Source organism: Actinomadura decatromicini, assembly GCF_008121305.1.
Lineage (GTDB): Bacteria > Actinomycetota > Actinomycetes > Streptosporangiales > Streptosporangiaceae > Spirillospora > Spirillospora syzygii.
Genome location: NZ_VSRQ01000005.1, coordinates 287,296 through 304,662, shown reverse-complemented (window position 1 = coordinate 304,662; position 17,367 = coordinate 287,296). Strand labels below are relative to the sequence as shown.

The 17,367-nt window shown below is 67.8% G+C and carries 13 protein-coding genes and 2 tRNA genes; 9 read left to right on the top strand and 6 right to left on the bottom strand.

The window, feature by feature from the left end; all coding sequences use genetic code 11:
- The first annotated feature begins 659 nt into the window (after nt 1–659).
- Nucleotides 660–2,318 (top strand): cyclic nucleotide-binding domain-containing protein, encoded by a 1,659-nt coding sequence (locus FXF68_RS24125; protein WP_148762909.1) that lies wholly within the window; start codon nt 660–662, stop codon nt 2,316–2,318.
- Between the two features lie 112 nt (nt 2,319–2,430).
- Here FXF68_RS24125 and FXF68_RS24120 read toward each other — a convergent pair whose 3' ends face one another.
- A complete protein-coding gene (locus FXF68_RS24120; RefSeq protein WP_148763712.1) occupies nt 2,431–3,762 on the bottom strand; it encodes a sensor histidine kinase in 1,332 nt (443 codons plus the stop codon).
- A 192-nt stretch (nt 3,763–3,954) separates the two neighbouring features.
- On the opposite strand from FXF68_RS24120, the gene FXF68_RS24115 reads away from it, so the two are divergent.
- Nucleotides 3,955–4,857: a LysR family transcriptional regulator gene (locus tag FXF68_RS24115; protein WP_148762908.1), complete on the top strand. Its 903-nt coding sequence runs from the start codon at nt 3,955–3,957 to the stop codon at nt 4,855–4,857.
- An 84-nt stretch (nt 4,858–4,941) separates the two neighbouring features.
- On the opposite strand, the gene FXF68_RS24110 is transcribed toward FXF68_RS24115, so the two are convergent.
- The 3 genes from FXF68_RS24110 to FXF68_RS24100 all read right to left on the bottom strand — a co-directional run bounded on the left by FXF68_RS24110 (nt 4,942) and on the right by FXF68_RS24100 (nt 9,426).
- Nucleotides 4,942–5,988: a glycerophosphodiester phosphodiesterase gene (locus tag FXF68_RS24110; protein WP_222870063.1), complete on the bottom strand. Its 1,047-nt coding sequence runs from the start codon at nt 5,986–5,988 to the stop codon at nt 4,942–4,944.
- 200 nt (nt 5,989–6,188) lie between these two features.
- Complete coding sequence (locus tag FXF68_RS24105) at nt 6,189–7,877, bottom strand: adenylate/guanylate cyclase domain-containing protein (RefSeq protein ID WP_246178911.1); 1,689 nt, start codon at nt 7,875–7,877, stop codon at nt 6,189–6,191.
- Between the two features lie 124 nt (nt 7,878–8,001).
- Nucleotides 8,002–9,426: an amino acid permease gene (locus FXF68_RS24100; RefSeq protein ID WP_222870062.1), complete on the bottom strand. Its 1,425-nt coding sequence runs from the start codon at nt 9,424–9,426 to the stop codon at nt 8,002–8,004.
- Nucleotides 9,427–9,679: 253 nt separating this feature from the next.
- Here FXF68_RS24100 and FXF68_RS24095 point away from each other — a divergent pair.
- The 5 genes from FXF68_RS24095 (at nt 9,680) to FXF68_RS24070 (ending at nt 13,599) form a co-directional block, all read left to right on the top strand.
- Nucleotides 9,680–9,757 (top strand) — tRNA-Asp (locus FXF68_RS24095).
- Nucleotides 9,758–9,777: 20 nt separating this feature from the next.
- Nucleotides 9,778–9,854 (top strand) — tRNA-Phe (locus FXF68_RS24090).
- 213 nt (nt 9,855–10,067) lie between these two features.
- Complete coding sequence (locus FXF68_RS24085; RefSeq protein WP_148762904.1) at nt 10,068–10,535, top strand: hypothetical protein; 468 nt, start codon at nt 10,068–10,070, stop codon at nt 10,533–10,535.
- Nucleotides 10,536–11,804: 1,269 nt separating this feature from the next.
- Complete coding sequence (locus FXF68_RS24075; protein WP_187438081.1) at nt 11,805–13,076, top strand: tetratricopeptide repeat protein; 1,272 nt, start codon at nt 11,805–11,807, stop codon at nt 13,074–13,076.
- A complete protein-coding gene (locus FXF68_RS24070; RefSeq protein ID WP_187438080.1) occupies nt 13,069–13,599 on the top strand; it encodes a hypothetical protein in 531 nt (176 codons plus the stop codon). Before FXF68_RS24075 ends, FXF68_RS24070 begins: the two co-directional genes overlap by 8 nt.
- 102 nt (nt 13,600–13,701) lie before the next feature.
- Here FXF68_RS24070 and FXF68_RS24065 read toward each other — a convergent pair whose 3' ends face one another.
- A complete protein-coding gene (locus tag FXF68_RS24065) occupies nt 13,702–14,595 on the bottom strand; it encodes a tyrosine-type recombinase/integrase (RefSeq protein ID WP_148762896.1) in 894 nt (297 codons plus the stop codon).
- 342 nt (nt 14,596–14,937) lie between these two features.
- Nucleotides 14,938–15,735 carry a hypothetical protein gene (locus FXF68_RS24060; RefSeq protein ID WP_148762894.1) on the bottom strand — a complete coding sequence of 266 codons (798 nt, stop codon included), beginning with the start codon at nt 15,733–15,735 and terminating at the stop codon, nt 14,938–14,940.
- 688 nt (nt 15,736–16,423) lie between these two features.
- Between FXF68_RS24060 and FXF68_RS24055 the strand changes: the two genes are divergently transcribed.
- Both FXF68_RS24055 and FXF68_RS44800 read left to right on the top strand, forming a co-directional pair.
- Entirely contained in the window at nt 16,424–16,591 is a 168-nt protein-coding gene (locus FXF68_RS24055) for a hypothetical protein (protein WP_246178910.1), read from the top strand.
- 390 nt (nt 16,592–16,981) lie between these two features.
- Nucleotides 16,982–17,194, top strand: a complete 213-nt coding sequence (locus FXF68_RS44800; RefSeq protein ID WP_148762892.1) for a helix-turn-helix domain-containing protein — start codon at nt 16,982–16,984, stop codon at nt 17,192–17,194.
- Nucleotides 17,195–17,367: the final 173 nt, after the last annotated feature.

The window sequence follows — 17,367 nt, the reverse complement described above, 5'->3', positions numbered from 1 at the left end:
CCCATAACTCCGGTCTGAAGCTTCCAGACTGCTGCATGCCCGTAGGCCATGTTGTAATGTGCTAGGTAGCAAACTACCAGACTCCGGTATGCCAGCGGGCGCGCTGCTACCAGAGGGCAGGGCGGCTCTCACTCAGGGTGACGCCCGGACGGGGAGGCACGCGACGCGACAACGACCTTTCAGCATCACCGGAAACAGAGAATAGAGTCGCCCACCGCCTTCCGACGATCACCGGTCGCGAGCCAGGCCGATCGGAGGGAAAGCGGAGAGCGACTCCTCGGGACCGCGTGGACCGTGGCGGCGGGCCTTTACCGGCACCCTGTGAAAACGCAGAAGGACCTGGGCTTGACCTGCCAAAACGTTCTCTGCGGACCTCACCCAGTCTAGCCGCGATCACGCGCTTCGGGCTAGTAGGTGAAGGCGACTTCGGCGCTCCGGACGATCCCCGGCCGACAATTCGGCCGACCGATCCGAGGGCGTGCGAGGCGCAATTCGAAGCATGGGGTTCTCGATATGTCAGGACAACTGTTTCATCCCCCTATCTTTGGCATCCACCCCACTAGGAACATCGGCCCTTCGAGCTCCATCCACCCTGCGGGCGCCGACCGCCCCGCGAACCCGGCGTCCGCCCCCCGGCCGGACGCCAGTCGGGTGCGGTGATGGACGAGCACACCCGCCATCACGACCCGGACCAGATCGTCCCGTCCGAACTCGACGCGGCCGCCGACCGGCACTCCGTCCGACCGGCGACCGCCGCCGAACACCAGGCGGACACCACCGACCACCAACCCCCCGCCCCCGGCGGCGCCGAGAAGCGTGACCAGGCGCATGTTTGGCCGGGGACCGGCAGTCAGGCTGTCGCGCGGCGGGCCGGGGCGCCGGTTCCGGCGGGCGGCGCGGCAGGCGTCCGGCAGGTTCTGACGCCCCCGCTCCAGGGCTTCTGGGGCGCTCTGACCGAGACCGAGCAGGACGCGCTGCTCGCCATCGCGCAAGAGGTCGTCTACCCCGTCGGAACGATCCTGTGGGCGGAGGGTCAGGCCGCCGACCAGGCCGTCGTGATCCAGGCCGGGTCGGTCAGGGTCTCGGTGAACCGGGACGGCCACGAGCGGATCATCGCGTTCCGCCGTCCGGGCGACATCATCGGCGAGCGCGCGGCCCTGCTGATGCGGCGCCGGTCGGCCACGATCGTCGCCATGGGGACCGTCCGCGGCCTGCGGATGACGACGCTGCCCTTCGCCGCCTACCTGAGCGACCATCCGCGGGTGGTCGACGTCCTCGAACGGGAGTTGTACGACCGGCTGACCGAGCAGTCCGGCCAAAGGCGGACGGCGCCGCCGCCGTACGGGCCCGCCGCCCAGTACGGGTACGGCGGCCCGCGGAACGGGTCCGGGATGCAGTACGCGCCCGGCACGCTGCACGGCTACGAGACGGCGGCCGGATACACCGTCCAACCCGGATACGCCGGGCAGGGCGGTTACGCAGGCCAGAACAGCCAGGAGAGCAGTTACGCGGCGCAGCCCGAGGCCGAGCACGACGGCGCGGCGAACCTGTACGGGCAGCAGCATGCCTACGCGACCGTGCCCATGGCCCTGCCCCCGACGCACCAAAACGGTCAGGGAGCCCACCTCGTCCCGGCTTCGAGCATCCCCTACGAAGACGAGGACGACGACGAGGACAAGGCGACCCAGCCCATGGTCCTCACCCCGTCCCCCCAAGCCGGACCCTCCTGGACGGGCCGGAACTGCACCATCGCCTACACCGACATCGCGGGCTTCAGCCAGTCCCACCGCAACGACCGCGACCGTCTCGACATGCGGCGTGCCATGTACACGCTGCTGCGCGAGGCGTTCGAGGAGGCCGGAGTGCCCTGGGGCGTCTGCCACCTGGAGGACCGCGGCGACGGCGCGCTGATCGTCGTCCCGCCCGAGGTCCCGACCGCCGCCGTCGTCGACGCCGTGATCGCCTCGCTGGCGCGGCGGCTGCGCCGGCACAACGAGAAGGCGAGCGCGCCGGTCCGATTCCAGTTGCGGGTCGCGGTGCACGTCGGCCCCGTCATGCCCGATCCGCCCGGCGTGTCGGGCTGGGCGCTGATCCGCACCGCCCGGCTGCTCGACGCGCGTCCGCTCAAGGACCGCCTCGCCGCGTCCGGAGCCGACCTCGGCTTCATCGCGTCCACCTTCGTCTACGAGTCCGTCATCGCCCACGGCCCCGGCTACGTGAACCCAGCCGAGTACGAGCCCATCAGCTGCAGGGTGAAGAAGCTCAAGACCGAAGGGTGGATCCATCTGTGCGGAGTGCGCGCGCAGTCCGCCGTGTGATCCCGTCCCCGGCCTGACGTCGGCCCGTCCCCCCGCACGGGCCGCCCCCGGCCCCGACCAGATGCCCCGCGTGCCCCCGCGACGCGGGGTTTTCCGCGTCTCGGACGCTTTCTCATGGGCCTACGGCACCCGGGCCGTCGTCCTGGCCGCGCGGGATGCGGAGGACGAACCGGGCGCCCGAGTCGCTGTCCTCGATCGTGAGCGTCCCGCCGTGCATCTTCGCGATCTCGCGGGCGATGGGCAGGCCGAGCCCGGTGCCCGCCGGGTCGCGCGCCTTGCTGTCGGAGAGCCGCGCGAAACGCTGGAAGACAAGGTCGCGGTTCTCCGGCCGGATGCCCGTCCCGTCGTCGAGGACCTCAAGGACGGCCACCGAGTCCTCCCGCCGCACCGTGATGTCGATCCTGGACTCGGCGTGCCGCTCGGCGTTGTCCAGCAGGTTCGTCAGCAGCCGGACGAGCCGGAGCCGGTCGCCGTGCACCGTCACGCCGTCCTGCAGGTGCGGGACGATCCGCTTCGTCCGGTCGGACCGCGCCACCTCGATCGTGACGAGCGCGGCGAGGTCGATCGTCTCCGTCCCGTGCCAGGCGGCGGCGTCGAGGCGGGCGAGCTGCAGCAGGTCCGTCACGATCGCCTGGAGCCGCTCCAGGCTCTGCAGGACGGACCGCGCCACCTTCGGCCATTCGACGTCGTCCGGGTCGAGCAGCGCCTCCTCGATCTGGGCGCGCGCGGCGGCGATCGGGCTGCGCAGGTCGTGGGACGCGTCCGAGGTGAAGCTCCGCTGCCGTTCCAGTGCGCTGTCGAGCCGGTCGAGGGTCGCGTTCGCGGCCTCGGCGAGGCGCCTGATCTCGTCCCGGTTCTCCGGCACCGTCACACGGCGGCCCGACTCGCTCGCGGTGATCTCGGCCAGCTCGGCGCGGATCGCGTCCACGGGGGCCAGGGTCTGGTCGACCGTCCCCCAGGCGCGCAGGCTCACCAGCAGGACGATCAGAAGCGAGACGCAGATCAGGACCAGCAGGAGCGCCCCGCTGACATACCAGGGGGTGTTGGGGATGGCCGCGTAGATGAACCAGTCCCCGCCCGGCTGGTAGACGCGGTACGCGAACACCCACATGCAGCCCCTCAGCCCGCGCGGCGGGCAGAGGACGCGGGTGCTGTAGATGTTCGCCGCGGCCGGACGGAACCCGGCGATGGGCGAGCCGCGCAGCTCCCGGCGCGTCCCGGCGATCACCCGGCGGTCGCGGTCGAGGAGCTGCACGATGACCCCGTCCGGCGCGTCGAGCGGCCCCGTCAGCGGCTTGCGCCGCACCTCGTAGGCGATCCGGACCGCCGCGGTGATCGCCTGGTTGCGCTTGTAGTCGCCCGCCCGGCCGTGCAGCCCGACGACGACCAGGGTGCTGAGGATGGCGCAGATCAGGGCGGCGACCGCTCCGGCCATCACGGTCATCCGCACCCGTATGGACCATGTGCGCCGTCCGTTCACCCGACCTCCCGCTGGTGAGGTAATCACCGCCCAGATCGAAAACAGTCCTCTGAACAGCAGCGCAGCACCCAAGAAAGATCAAAGAAATGGTGCGCGGGGTTGCGGCCGTCCTAGAAGCCCCAGCGCTGAACCACACCGCTGTTAGCATTTCTGGTTATGGAGCTGCGCCAGCTTGAGTATTTTGTGGCGGTGACGGAAGAGGCGGGCTTCACCCGGGCCGCGGCCCGGCTGCACGTCGCGCAGCCCGGCGTGAGCGCGCAGATCCGGCAGCTCGAGCGGGAGCTCGGGCAACCGCTGTTCGACCGGTCCGGACGGACCGTCCGGCTGACCGAGGCCGGGGAGGCCGTTCTCCCCTACGCGCGGGCGGCGCTCGCCGCGGTCGCGGGCGCGCGGCTGGCGGTGGACGAGCTGACGGGCCTGCTCCGCGGCCACGTCACGATCGGCACCATCGACTGGATAAGGTCCCTCGACCTGCCCGGACTCCTCGCCGGCTTCCACCGCGACCATCCCGACGTGGAGATCACCGTCGTCCAGGAGCAGGCGGCCGCGCTGACCGCCGGGCTGCGGGACGGCCGGATCGACCTCGCCTTCCTCAGCCTCGGCGCGACCCCGCCGGACGGCATCGCGATCCGCGCCGTCATCGAGCAGGACCTGTACGCCGCCGTCCGGTCCGATCATCCGCTGGCGCGGCGGTCCACGGTCGCGTTGCGGGCGCTCGCCGAGCACGACCTCATCTGCCTGCCGCAGGGGACGGGAGTCCGGGCCGTCCTGGACGAGGCGTGCGCCGACGCCGGGCTCCGTCCGCGCGTCGCGTTCGAGGCGGGCGAGCCGCCGGTGCTGGCGCAGCTCGCCGCGCACGGGCTCGGCGTCGCCGTGCTGCCCGAGTCGGCCGCCGTGGGCGGGACGGGCGCGGCGGGCGACCTGCACGCGCTGCCGATCGTCCGGCCTCGGCTGACCGGGCGGATCGCGCTCGCCTGGCGCGCCGAAGGCCCGCGCGGACCTGCCGCACGGGCCCTCCTCGCACGCGCCCGCGACCAGCTCCCCCGCCCGGCGCCCTGACGCCGGGCCGCGCGGGTCGGGCGGCTTTGCAGCGTTGCGGACGGTCAGGCGGCCTCGCGAGCGATCAGGCGGCCTGGTACGCGGTCAGGCCGCCTTGTGGGCCGCCTTGCGGGCGGCCTTGCGGGCGGCGGACTCCTGGAGGACGCGGCGGAGCACGTCCGGCCTGTTGGAGATGACGCCGTCGACGCCGAGGCCGATCGCCTTGCGCATCGCGGCGGGGTCGTCGATCGTCCAGGTCTGGAGGTCCAGCTTGGCCGCGTGGACCTTCTTCACGTAGGACGCGGTCAGATCGGCGTACGGCGGGTTGATCTGGTCGGCGTAGGCGGCGAGTTTCGGCAGGTCGGCGGTCTTGGGCGTGCCGATCAGCCCGGTCGGGACCTTCGGCAGCTCGGCGTGGAACCGGCGCACCGACCCCCAGTCGAACGACTGGACGACGAGGCGCCGCTCGACCGGGTCCGCCCGCAGCCAGGACGGCGCCCCCCGCAGCGACGCGGCGATCCGCTTCTCGATGCCCGGGTACAGCTCCGGGCTCTTGATCTCCAGCAGCAGGCCGATGCCGCGGCCGTCCATCTCGCTCAGCACCTGGTCGAGCGTGGGGACGCGCTCGCCCTTGAATTTCTTCCCGAACCAGGAGCCGGCGTCCAGCCTCTTGATCTCGGCGAGCGTGAACGCGGAGACCTTCCAGGACTTCCGGCCGGGGAATACCTGCTCCACGTTGGTCGTCCGGGTCAGCGTCGTGTCGTGCATAATGACGAGCTTGTGGTCTTTGGACTCCTGGACGTCGAACTCGAAGACGTCCGCCTTCTTGTCCTTGGCGAGGCGGAACGCGGCGAGCGTGTTCTCCGGCGCGTAGGCGGACGCGCCGCGGTGCGCAACGTCCGTAACACCGGCGGCGGTGTGCCCGGTGAGCGCGGCGACCGTGCGCGGACGCGGTTCGGGCGCGCCGGGCAGGGACAGTTCGGGAGCGCCGGGCGGGGGCGGCTCGGGCGCCCCCAGAAGCTCGGGCGCCCCTTGAGGCGAGGACTTGAGGGGGATGGCGGAAACCGGACCGGCGGTAGCGGGCGTCGCCGGGACGACGACCGCCGCCGAGGCGGTCACGGCGAACAGCGCGAGACGATTCCGACGGTGCATCTTCACCTCTCGGGAGCCGGGGCTTGACGCCCCCACCATCCGGGCGTCCAGTGACGCCGGAGTTACGGGCCGGTAGCGGACCGTGTACTACCGGCGACGATACGCAACGTGTCCGCGCGACTCCGGTCGGACACGGCGTCTTGGCCAGATCAGGAAACCGTCATGGCCATGTACGGCCCCGCCGCCGTCCCGGGTTCGCGCTACGCCCCGCCGTCGGCAGCGTCGTCCTCGGGACGGCTCTCCTTGGCCGATCTCGCCAGGAGCAGGGCTCCGATGAGCACTTTGCGGCTCCGCCGCAGCGCCCGCGGCAGGCTGACCCGGCGTTCCGCACGTTTCGCCGGTCCCGCCTCGGGAGCCGCTTCGAGGGACGGAGCCGGGGCCGGGACGGCGGCGCGCCGCGACCAGGACATAAGGGGCGTCCCCAGCCGGGTCGGACGGCTCCGTCCGCGCAAGGTCTCCGACCGGCCGAGCTCCCACCTGCCCGACTCGCACAGGTGCGCCAGCTCCAGGACGGCCGCCGAGGCCAGCACCCGCGCGTCCTCGCCCTTCGCGAGGTCGCACAGCCGGGCGGCCTCGTTCACCGGGTCGCCGATCACCGTGTACTCGAACCGCTCCTCCGCGCCGATGTACCCGGCGACGACCGGCCCGGCGGACACGCCGATCCCCGCGTCCAGCGTCGGCACCTCGGCGCGCAGCCGCAGCGCCAGCTCGCGGGCCGCGCCGAGCGCCGCGCCCGCCGAGTCCTCCAGCCGGGTGGGCGCGCCGAAGATGGCGAGCGCCGCGTCCCCCTCGAACTTGTTGATCCAGCCGCCGTGCCGCGCGACCACGCTCACCACGACGCCGAAGAACCGGTTGAGGAGGCCGACGACCTCGTCCGGGCTGCGCGTGTCGGCGAGCCGCGTCGACCCGGTCAGGTCGACGAACAGGACGGCGACCTCGCGCGTCTCACCGCCGAGCGTGATGTCGCCGTGCTCCAGCGCCAGGTCGGCGACCTCCTCGCCGACGTGGCGTCCGAACAGGTCGCGGAGCCGCTCGTGGTCGCGGAGCCCGGCGACCATGTGGTTGAACCCGGCCTGCAACTGCCCGACCTCGCTCGTGTCGTACACGTCCACCTCGGTGTCGAGGTCGCCCCGCTCGACCCGCGCCATCCCCGTCCGGACGGCCCTGATCGGATCGGCGATCGCCCGCGTCGCCATGTACGTGACGCAGCCGCCCGCGGCCAGCGCCGCGCCGCCCACGCCGAGGATCGTGACCGCGAGCTGGGTGACGTTGATGTCCGGCGCGGCGAGCGCGGCGACGGCGACGCAGATCAGCCCGGACACCGGGATCGCCGTCCCGAGCGTCCAGGCCAGCATCACCCGCGTCGTCACCCCCGGCAGCCGGACCGCCCGCGGCCGCTCCGCCGCGAGCACCAGCGCCGCCGCCGGACGCAGCAGCCGCTCCGACAGCAGGTAGACGATCGTGCAGGTGGTCGCCGCGCCGAGCAGGCAGGTCAGGCCGGTCTTCACCGCCAGCCGCCCGGTGAACAGGACGAGGTCGAGCACCGCCCAGCCGAGCGCGCCGACCGTCCACAGCGCGCCGACGAGCAGGGTCAGCCGCAGCGGCCCCAGCAGGACGGCGCGCCGCTGCCCCCGGTCGGGCGTCCCGCCGTCCCGGACGAGCCGCACCACCGGCCGCCACAGGCGCAACCCGAGCAACAGCGCCACCGGCACCGCCACCACCGGATATCCGAAGAACGCCGCCGCGTTCACGAGATGCGCGTGGTCGCGGTCGTCCAGCGGCGGATCCGGGACGACGAACGTCGCGAACAGCAGCACGACCAGCGACCCGACCGCGTTCGCCACGCCCACGACCACGAGCAGCACCCACCGCACGCGGATCTCGAGCATGCTTCGGCTGGTCACCTGCGCGCCTCCGGGGGGATGGAACCGCTCAGCACGGATCATGCCACGACGCGAAAAGCCCCGGCGGTGACCACCGCCGGGGCTTGTCCACGCCGCCTTCCAGGCAGGCTCAGGCGTGCGAGCCCTCCTCGGCAACGGCGACCTTGACCTCCGGGGCCGTCTGCGAGGCCCGCCGGACGAACGGCCACCCGATCAGGACGAGCGCCACCCACGCGGCCATCACGTACAGCGCGATCCGCGTGTCGTGCTCCCACGCGATCGTCACGGTGACGAACACGAAGAACGCCAGCACGGCCCAGTTGGTGTAGGGCGCCCACGGCATCCGGTACGGCGACTTCGGCAGCGCCCCGGACGCCGCCCGCCGCCGGTAGATCATGTGCGCGACCAGGATGACCGTCCACACCGCGATCGCGCCGCCGGTCGACACCGAGGTGATGTACTCGAACGCCTTCTCCGGCACCACCGCGTTGACCACGACGCCGATGCCCATGACCAGCGCCGAGATAACGACCGTCAGCACCGGGACGCCCCGCCCGTTCAGGCGTCCGAGCACCCTCGGGCCGTCGCCGTTCACGCCCGCCGTCCGCAGCATGCGGGACGTCGAGTACAGCCCGCCCGCGTTGCAGGACGACAGCGCCGCGGTCAGCACCACGAAGTTGACGATGTCCCCGCCGCCCGGAATGCCTATCTTGTCGAACGCCAGGACGAACGGGCTCGCGCCGCCCTTGAACGCCGTCCACGGCACGACGGCCAGGATGACCAGCAGCGACCCGAGGTAGAACAGCGCGAACCGGAGCGGCAGCGCGTTGATCGCCCGCGGGATGTTCTTCTCCGGGTCCTTCGCCTCGCTCGCCGTCACCCCGACCAGCTCGACGCCCAGGTAAGCGAACATCACCATCTGCAACGTCATGATCGTCGCGCTGGCGCCCTCCGGGAACACGCCGCCGTGCGACCACAGGTTGCTCACCGCGGCGGTGTCCCCGGCGTCGCTGAACCCGAAGACCAGCACCCCGAGCCCGACCAGGATCATCATCACGATCGCGGCGACCTTGATCATGGCGAACCAGAACTCCAGCTCGCCGAACAGCTTCACCGAGATCAGGTTCACCACGAACAGGACCAGCAGCGCCACCAGCGCCGTCTGCCACTGCTCGACGCCCGGCCACCACTTCTGGATGTAGGTGCCGGCCGCGGTCAACTCCGCCATCCCGGTCGTCACCCAGATGATCCAGTACGTCCAGGTCGTGGCATAACCCCAGAACGGACCGAGGAACTCCCGGGCGTAACCCGCGAACCCCCCTTCCGCCCGCCGGTACGTCAGCAACTCGCCGAGCGCCCGCATGACGAAGAACAGCGCGAGCCCGGCCACCGCGTACGTCAGGATCAGACTGGGCCCGGCCTTGGCGATGTTCTCCCCGGCCCCGAGGAACAACCCGGTGCCGATCGTCCCGCCGATCGCCAGCATCTGGATCTGCCGGGTCCCGAGCCCTCGCTGGTAGCCTTCCGCGCTCTGGTCTGGGAGCTTTGCGACCACGCGGCCTCCCTCACATCTCCGGCCGCCCCAGTGGGAGCGGCGCAACCCTCCGGTCACGCGCCGCTGCGCGCAACCCGGACAGACTAGGAGCCCACGCCACAACACGAAACACACCCCGCCAACCGGTATCTGCCCGGTATCTCGCCGTTACGCCTCCCGGCCGATAACGAGTTGGCGCACCGTTGGGCCATCGCGTATGCTCTCGGACGTCGTCAAGACACCCCTCCGAGGCCAGCCAGGCTCGGAAACGCAAGGTCCTGTGGAGCAGCTAGGAGTGCTCGCCACCCTGTCAAGGTGGAGGCCGCGGGTTCAAATCCCGTCAGGACCGCCAGACGTGCGGCCGCACGTCCTGGGCAGGTAGCTCAGTCGGTACGAGCGTCCGCCTGAAAAGCGGAAGGTCGGCGGTTCGACCCCGCCCCTGCCCACCACCCAAGCAGCGAAAGCCCCGCAGCCACATGGCTCGGGGCTTTGTTCTTGACGGCAACGTAGCCTCTACGGCAGCGGACGGTCATCACAGGTCAACGCAAGATCAATGAGCCGCACCCCGAAGCCGCAACCCTCTCGCCCGCCGAGAAGCCAGGATCTTGCACCAGGGCTCCCACAGCTTCGACTTCAGAACATAATCTGAGTATCATGGCGGCATGAGCACCACCGCAGACGCAGTGACCTTCTCCGACTTGTCTCGTAATCCCAAGTCCGTAGCTGAGCGCGCCGCGCGCCTGGGCCGGCTTCGTGTCACCCACCGCGACGCTCCCGATTTCTACCTCACGGCCGCCGACCGGGAAGAGCAGCGCGATGAAAGTCTGACGACCGCGTCACGGATCTTCCTGGCGCTCATGAAGCATGATCCGAGCGCTCGGGCATTGCTCCTTGCCATGCCCGACGTGTTCCCCTGGATCCGTCACCTGAGCACTGAAGAGGTCCGCGCCTTCACCGTGGAGCTGGTCGACGCTCTGTCCGACGCCGCCGAACTTGATCTCGACACGAACGCTCAAGAGGTCATCACCGGCTGGCGCGCCACAGCGCGGATCAAGGCGGACCGCACACAGCACGAGGAAGCTCTTCGGCCAACCTCGGGTGACTTCGGTCCAGTCGAGGTAAGGCCTTGAGCCCCAAGCGAGGGGACAGGGTCACCGTCCCACCACCGGACGACGAATGGGACGTCAGGTTCGGCACCAGTGAGGCGGTACGAGGCTGGGAAGAGCTATGCCGTCTCGCTCTGTCGAATACCCGTCGTTGTCTGGAAGCCCTGCGTTCCGAGCCGCGATCCCGTTCCAACCACGAGCGACAGCACCGACTCCGCGGCGACCTCGCAACTCACCAACACAACGGTCGGAACCTTGAGCAATGGGAGTACGAGGTCACAAGCGGCGGACGCGTCCGCTATGTGATCAACGATGACGACCGAACAATCTGGATCGTCTACGCCTCCCCTCGGCACCCCAAGGACACCGACCGCTGACGGCAACCATGACGGCAACGTCAGCGATCAACCGGCACCACGGGCACACGTCAGGCACCGTCTGACCTCGGTCGATGAGGTCACCGCAGGGTGGTTGCCACTTCTGAAAAGCGGAAGGTCGGCGGTTCGACCCCGCCCCTGCCCACCGCCCCAAGCAGCGAAGAACGGCCCCTGACCAGCGCTTACGCGGTCGGGGGCCGTTCCCGTCTGTCCGGCCATGTCCGGCTGTCACCGGCGGGTTGCGGGTGGCCGTGCGGAATACGTGCGGAGCACGTCCCCACCGCTCGGGTGCAGCGTGAGGTCGAGAACTAGGCCGTGTTTCGAAGTCCCGGCCCACTTCGCTCGCCTGGCGGCTCGCTACGTGGCCGGGGCCTGGGCGAACACGGCATCGCCTCGCGATCTGCCCGGCTCCGCTCGCCTCCGGCCTCGCTCCACCGGCCAGATCACGCGTTCGCGCATGCGGCCGAGGCCACTTCGAGACAGGCCCGAGCTCGCCTAGCCCGGTGGGCGGCATCAGGCGCGCCGCTCGAACGAGGTGCTCAGGGCGCCTCTCACAGCATTTGAATGCGGGACACAGGAAAAAGATCAACCAAGAGGTAGGGCAGTCAATCGAGCACCTGCCGGCAGGCAACCCTCCCGGAACGCTAGGGAAACGACTAGCATCCCTGATAGCAGTCAAGGTCCTACGAAGAACGTTGCCGGGATATCAAGAACAGCCAGGGCGGCTATGAGTGAATCAAAAGATTCTTCAGTTCACATATCTAACGTTGTTGGCGGGACCGTTCTCGGATCGGTAGTCCAAGGCAGGGACATAGTCGTAAACGTACGCTCGGGCGAGCAGGTGGTGCAAGAAGAGCTTGACCTGCGTCAAGTAGAAGAGCAACTGGGATCCCATCATCCGGCTCTGGTGGGACACTTGGAGAAGCTCGCCAGGGCGTATCACGACCTTGGTCGACCATTTGACGCATTCCGCCTTGAACAACGTGCTCTAAGAATCGTTCAGGAGAACATCGGTCCCGATCACCCTGACGTTGCTGCCCGACTGGGTAACTTGGCTGCGACGCTGAGTGATCTGGGGCGGCCAGAGGAAGCACTCCCACTGGTTCAGCGCGCGCTCGCCATCACCGAAGCCGCCCTCGGCCCCGACCACCCCGACATAGCCACTCGACTTGGAAACCTCGCGGCCACCTACTACGCCCTCGGCCGGCCCGCTGAGGCACTCCCACTGGAAGAACGCGCGCTCACCATCACCGAAGCCGCCCTCGGCCCCGACCACCCCGACATAGCCACTCGACTTGGAAACCTCGCGGCCACCTACGACGCCCTCGGCCGGCCCGCTGAGGCACTCCCACTGGAAGAACGCGCGCTCACCATCACCGAAGCCGCCCTCGGCCCCGACCACCCGAACACCGCGATCAGACTAGGAAACCTCGCGGTAACTTACCGAACACTCGGTCGGCCCGCTGAGGCACTCCCACTGTTTAGACGTGCACTTGATCTAACTGAGAAAGTATACGGTCCGGTGCACCCCGCCGTTGTTGTTGAACTTGGTAATCTCGCTGCAACGATTAGCGATCTCGGGCGACCAGAGGAAGCACTCCCACTTTTTCAACGTGCACTAGACATCACCGAAGTAACATATGGCCCTGAACACCCTGACGTTGCTGCCCACCTGGGAAACCTGGCTGCGACAATGAGCGATCTGGGGCGGCCAGAGGAAGCACTCCCACTGGTTCAGCGCGCGCTCGCCATCACCGAAGCCGCCCTCGGCCCCGACCACCCGAACACCGCGATCAGACTAGGAAACCTCGCGGCCACCTACTACGCCCTCGGTCGGCCCGCTGAGGCACTCCCACTGGAAGAACGCGCGCTCACCATCACCGAAGCCGCCCTCGGCCCCGACCACCCGAACACCGCGATCAGACTAGGAAACCTCGCGGTAACTTACCGAACACTCGGTCGGCCCGCTGAGGCACTCCCACTGGAAGAACGCGCGCTCACCATCACCGAAGCCGCCCTCGGCCCCGGCCACCCGGAGGTGCAAGCCCGGCTAGGCAACCTCGCCATAACATACCGAGCCCTGGGCCAGCCCGATAAAGCTAACCAGGTTGAGAACCAGCTCAAAAAATTCGAGAAGAGAGCCCGCACAGCAGGGGGCGATGGCGACCCCGGAGACGTTGATGCGTGAGCCTGACGCTTCTCAAGTACTAGAAATAATCAAGAAGCAGCTAGCAATAATCGAGGGCATGCTGTCAATCCCGCCTGGAACTACACGGGATTTAAAAGGAATAGATGATGGCACGCGAGATATCATAGCCAATATGGTAACCATTATAGATGGGGCGTCGGCGTCAACTGCAGAGGCGATCTCCGTGACCTACAAGGAGGGCTCAGTGCAAGGAGATAAGTTCGAAAACATCGGAGCTGGCGCAACTATCATAAATAGAAGTGTCCTGAACCAATCCCTTAACAGTATAAGATCGAATCATGGCGACGATCTCGCGAAGGCACTCGAACGACTCGCTCAAATAATAGAAGAAAATGAGAACGTCGAAGCGGCCGAAAGTTTCGCCGCCATGTCCGAGGAACTAGCGACTTCCACTCCCCGAAGGGGAGTCGTGCAATCTCTGTGGACAGGGATAGTTGCCGCCCTTCCAGCGATATCCGACCTCACCGCAATTGGAGAGCAGATAGCTGGCATAATTTCGTAGCGACTAACAGCATGACCAAATTTGAGACGAAGTGACTTCCGACTAAAAGTGTAGCCGGAAGCCCCTTCGTATCGTTCGACAGCGAGCGGGCGAACGTCGCGGTCAGATGTCCCGTAGAGCCTGCTCAATGCGGCGTTTGGCTGCCTCGTTCTGCCCCTCGATGCACTTCGCGTAGACGCGGAGCAGCACTTCGACACTGTGGCCAGCCCACTCGGCGATGTCGGCCGGCGGCACTCCCCCGTTGAGCCAGGTGGACACGCACGCGTGGCGGAGGTCGTAGACCCTCCCGGCGAGCGGCGAGGCGTACTCGGCCTCACTCAGCGCCGCTTGGCGGGCTGCGTCCCACGCGCGGCGGTAGGTGATGCTGGCCAACTCGCCGCCGCGGATCCCCCAGAACAGGCGCCCGCCGGGGCCGGGGCCGATGTTCCGCAGGTGGGCGCGCAGGATGCGGGTGAGCGGCGGCGGGGTCGGCACGCGGCGCCATGCGCCCTCGGCGCGGCCCTTGAGTTGGCGCCGTTCCCGGTTGGCGCCATCGTCGGTCCAGTCGGTTCCGACTTCGGGGCTGGCGGTGTTGAAGTGCAGTTCTCCCCAGTCGTCGGCGGGTTCCTGCCACTTCTGTACGTCGTCGTCCCATACCAGGGCGGGAAGCGTGACGTTCTCGACGCGGAGGTTTACGGCCTCTTCCGGGCGAAGGGCGGCGTAGTAGATGACCGCGAAGAACGCCATGAGGCGTTCCCCGCTCGGCCTCTGTCGGCGGACCGCTTCGAGAAGTCGGCGCGCTTGGGCGTGGTTGACCACCGAACGGCGGTCGACCTCGGCGGAACTCTTGCTCCGTGCCTTCCATTTCGTCGCCTTGATCGGGTTGTTGGAAAGCACGCCGATTTCCACGGCGTATTCGCACGCGTGGTGCAGGATCGCGCGGTTGCGCTGGACGGTCGACGGCGCGGCCGGCTGGCCGTCGAGGCGTGTGGCCGCGGCGTTGAGGAGTTCCCGCACATGCACTCCGGCACGTGGCGGCACCAGCGCGGGTCAACAACGGCAACGTTCACGGCCAGATCCCGCAAAAGCAACGGCATTGAACCACGGGGTTCCCCAGACCCCTCCTGGAGCCGGAGGGCACTCCCGCGCGGATCGGTCTGTCACGGGGTGCGCGCCGTTCGCGCGAACGAGCACCCCGGAGCGTCGTGCTTCCGCGCAGGATGCTGTCCGGTAGGGCTACTGGCACCGAGGTCGGGTGGACTGCTGTGGTCTATCGTGCGGCCATCACCGGAGTTCCCACAGACAGAAACTTGCTCGGCTCAAGAGCATGTATCTAGCCGCTAGACAATAAAGCCAATACTAGATTCGGACAAGTATGCCTTGTCGTAGCCACTGGACGATGGTTATCGCAAGGTGCAGTAGTGCTTGAGCTTCCGTGAGACCAGGTACCCGCCTTATGCCATTAGCGTGCCGATCGGGGTTTGAGTAGAGTTTATCTAGCATGGCGACGATTATTCCGACATCCTGAGAGCCGTCGCCAAATGGCACTGTCAGCCTGTAGAGATGACCTTGTTTGCGCAGTTGGCCGATGGCCTGCCCTAGTCGACCGGTTTGAGCCGCCTTCGGGGACACGATGGGAACCAAGACTGCCTCGACAGCCTTGATTGAGTGATCCCATGCATCCGAAGCATTCGGCGTCCTCCCGTAAGCTGCGACCCAGGCAGAACGAAGTTCATCACTTGCCAGATCGGCAGGTTGCATCGCCTCGTCTGCTGCGCGCTGTGCGGAGGCTTCGACCCGAAGCTGCAGAGAAGTCTCGTCATCTGAAACTCGCCAGGAGGAGCCACCTGCTTGAAGTATTTGCTCCAACTCCTTATTCGCCTGTGCGTTCCTGGAGAATCTCAGAGTTGCATCGATGGCGTCGAGAAACTTCTCTTCGTTATTTCGACACTCCTGCACGAAGGCGTCGAAAAATTCCGTATTATACGTCGATTTGGACCCACTCGTCTTGGCTTCAACGTCCGGTGGGAGGGAGAGTTCGGCGCTACTTGCGATTACCATCATGAGCGGGTAATCCCACTCATCGGTGTAGTCTTCAGTCTGCGTAAATGCACGCCTAAGCCAATGGGTCAGCGCGACTTGGAGATGACGTGGCACGCCGTCGAATGGGCCGCTAGCGGATCGGAGGCCCTCACGCACTGAACGGGGCCGCCAAGTGCTTGTACCCATCCACCCTCCCCGGCTGAGGCGCTGCCCTGCCCTGCCCTCGCGGTGAGTGAGCGTAGCGAGCCAGCCAAAGGTGTGCCACCAGATATCGCCGATCAGTCGCTTGGGCCGGGGGGAGTCGGGTCTTGCGGTCCAGATCAGCCGGGCACTCGTTCGCGCGAAACGATCTGTCATGCCTTGCGCGCCGTTCGCGCGGACAAGCACCCCGGACCGGTTGAGGTCGGTGCGGCTGCTAACGGTGCTGCTAACAACAGGGGTTGGATGATCTTGGATGGGTGTGGACCCTTGGGAGAGTGCTGCGCTGGTCAGTGGATATGTGGGGACATGCCTGGACATTTCTGATCTTGCTTGTAAATAGAAGGCGTCATCACGCGGGTCGCCGTGAGCATGGGCGTTGCTCGGGGCGAGGTCAGGTTGCTGACGCGCCGCTTCCGGTGCTCGGCCGTGGCTGGGCCCTGCGCTCCGGGTCGGGGTTTGTCCTCGGACCATGTGGGTTCCGGTCCTGCGCCAGTGGCCGTCCCTTGGCTACTTCGAGGGCATGGACGAGGCGGAGGCGACTGGGCCGGTCTGGCGGGTACAGGTGCGTCGATGAGGGACCGCAGAGCAGGACCGGTACGCCTTGGCGTGTCTCATCGAGTGCGACGCTGACCCGTTCGAGGTCGAGTTGTACGAGCTGGCGGCCGACCCGCGAACGTTGCGCATCGACCGCGCCCAGCGGCGCCGCGCCGGGCAGCACGAGCGGCGTGTCCGGCGGTTGAAAGGCCGTGGTCGACGCGCCGGAGGCTGACGACAGCCCTGACGACAACGACAACAACCAACGCCCACCACGGGCACACGTCGGGCACCGTACGACCTCGGTAGACGGCCCGGCTGCAGGGTGGTTGCTACTTCTGAAAAGCGGAAGGTCGGCGGTTCGACCCCGCCCCTGCCCACCTCATCTGACCAGTCGAAACGCCCCGGAGCCACATGGCCCGGGGCTGCTGTGTTTGACGGCAACGTCCATCGTCAGGAAGCGGACGGTCGGCCCTCACCATTAGCTAGGGGTCATATTGGTGAGGTGTCCTGTGTGAGTCCGAAGTGGGCACCGCAGCGTTGATCGAGCAAGCCACCGACAGGCTGGCTGAGGTCGGGCCGACGCTAGGACGGCTGCTCGTCGACACCCTGGAACACAGGCGAGCTGCGCAACCTCAAGGAACTCCGCAAAGCCATCGGCAAGACACAAGCCGAAGTCGCCCAGATTCTCGGCGTCAGCCAATCTCGCGTCTCACAAATCGAGAACGGCAACCTTGAGGCCATGGAGCTGGAGACTCTTCGTGCCTACGCCACCGCCCTCGGCGGACACGTGGACATCACCATCAGCGTCGGCCCCCACTCGATCAAGGTCGCCTGACAGCACCAACCGGTGACGGCAACGACACCAACCGAGCAGCCTCACGAGAGCACATCGGCCACCGTTTGACCTCGATTGACGAGGTACCCGCAGGGTGGTCACCACTTCTGAAAAGTGGAAGGTCGGCGGTTCGACCCGCATCGAGGACGGTGGAGGCGTGCCGGCCCTCACGC

Excerpts from the sequence above, each read along its gene's own strand:
- FXF68_RS24125 (WP_148762909.1), top strand. The coding sequence starts at position 660 with ATGGACGAGCACACCCGCCATCACGACCCGGACCAGATCGTCCCGTCC.
- FXF68_RS24120 (WP_148763712.1), bottom strand. The coding sequence starts at position 3,762 with ATGACCGTGATGGCCGGAGCGGTCGCCGCCCTGATCTGCGCCATCCTC.
- FXF68_RS24115 (WP_148762908.1), top strand. The coding sequence starts at position 3,955 with ATGGAGCTGCGCCAGCTTGAGTATTTTGTGGCGGTGACGGAAGAGGCG.
- FXF68_RS24110 (WP_222870063.1), bottom strand. The coding sequence starts at position 5,988 with ATGCACCGTCGGAATCGTCTCGCGCTGTTCGCCGTGACCGCCTCGGCG.
- FXF68_RS24105 (WP_246178911.1), bottom strand. The coding sequence starts at position 7,877 with ATGCTCGAGATCCGCGTGCGGTGGGTGCTGCTCGTGGTCGTGGGCGTG.
- FXF68_RS24085 (WP_148762904.1), top strand. The coding sequence starts at position 10,068 with ATGAGCACCACCGCAGACGCAGTGACCTTCTCCGACTTGTCTCGTAAT.
- FXF68_RS24070 (WP_187438080.1), top strand. The coding sequence starts at position 13,069 with ATGCGTGAGCCTGACGCTTCTCAAGTACTAGAAATAATCAAGAAGCAG.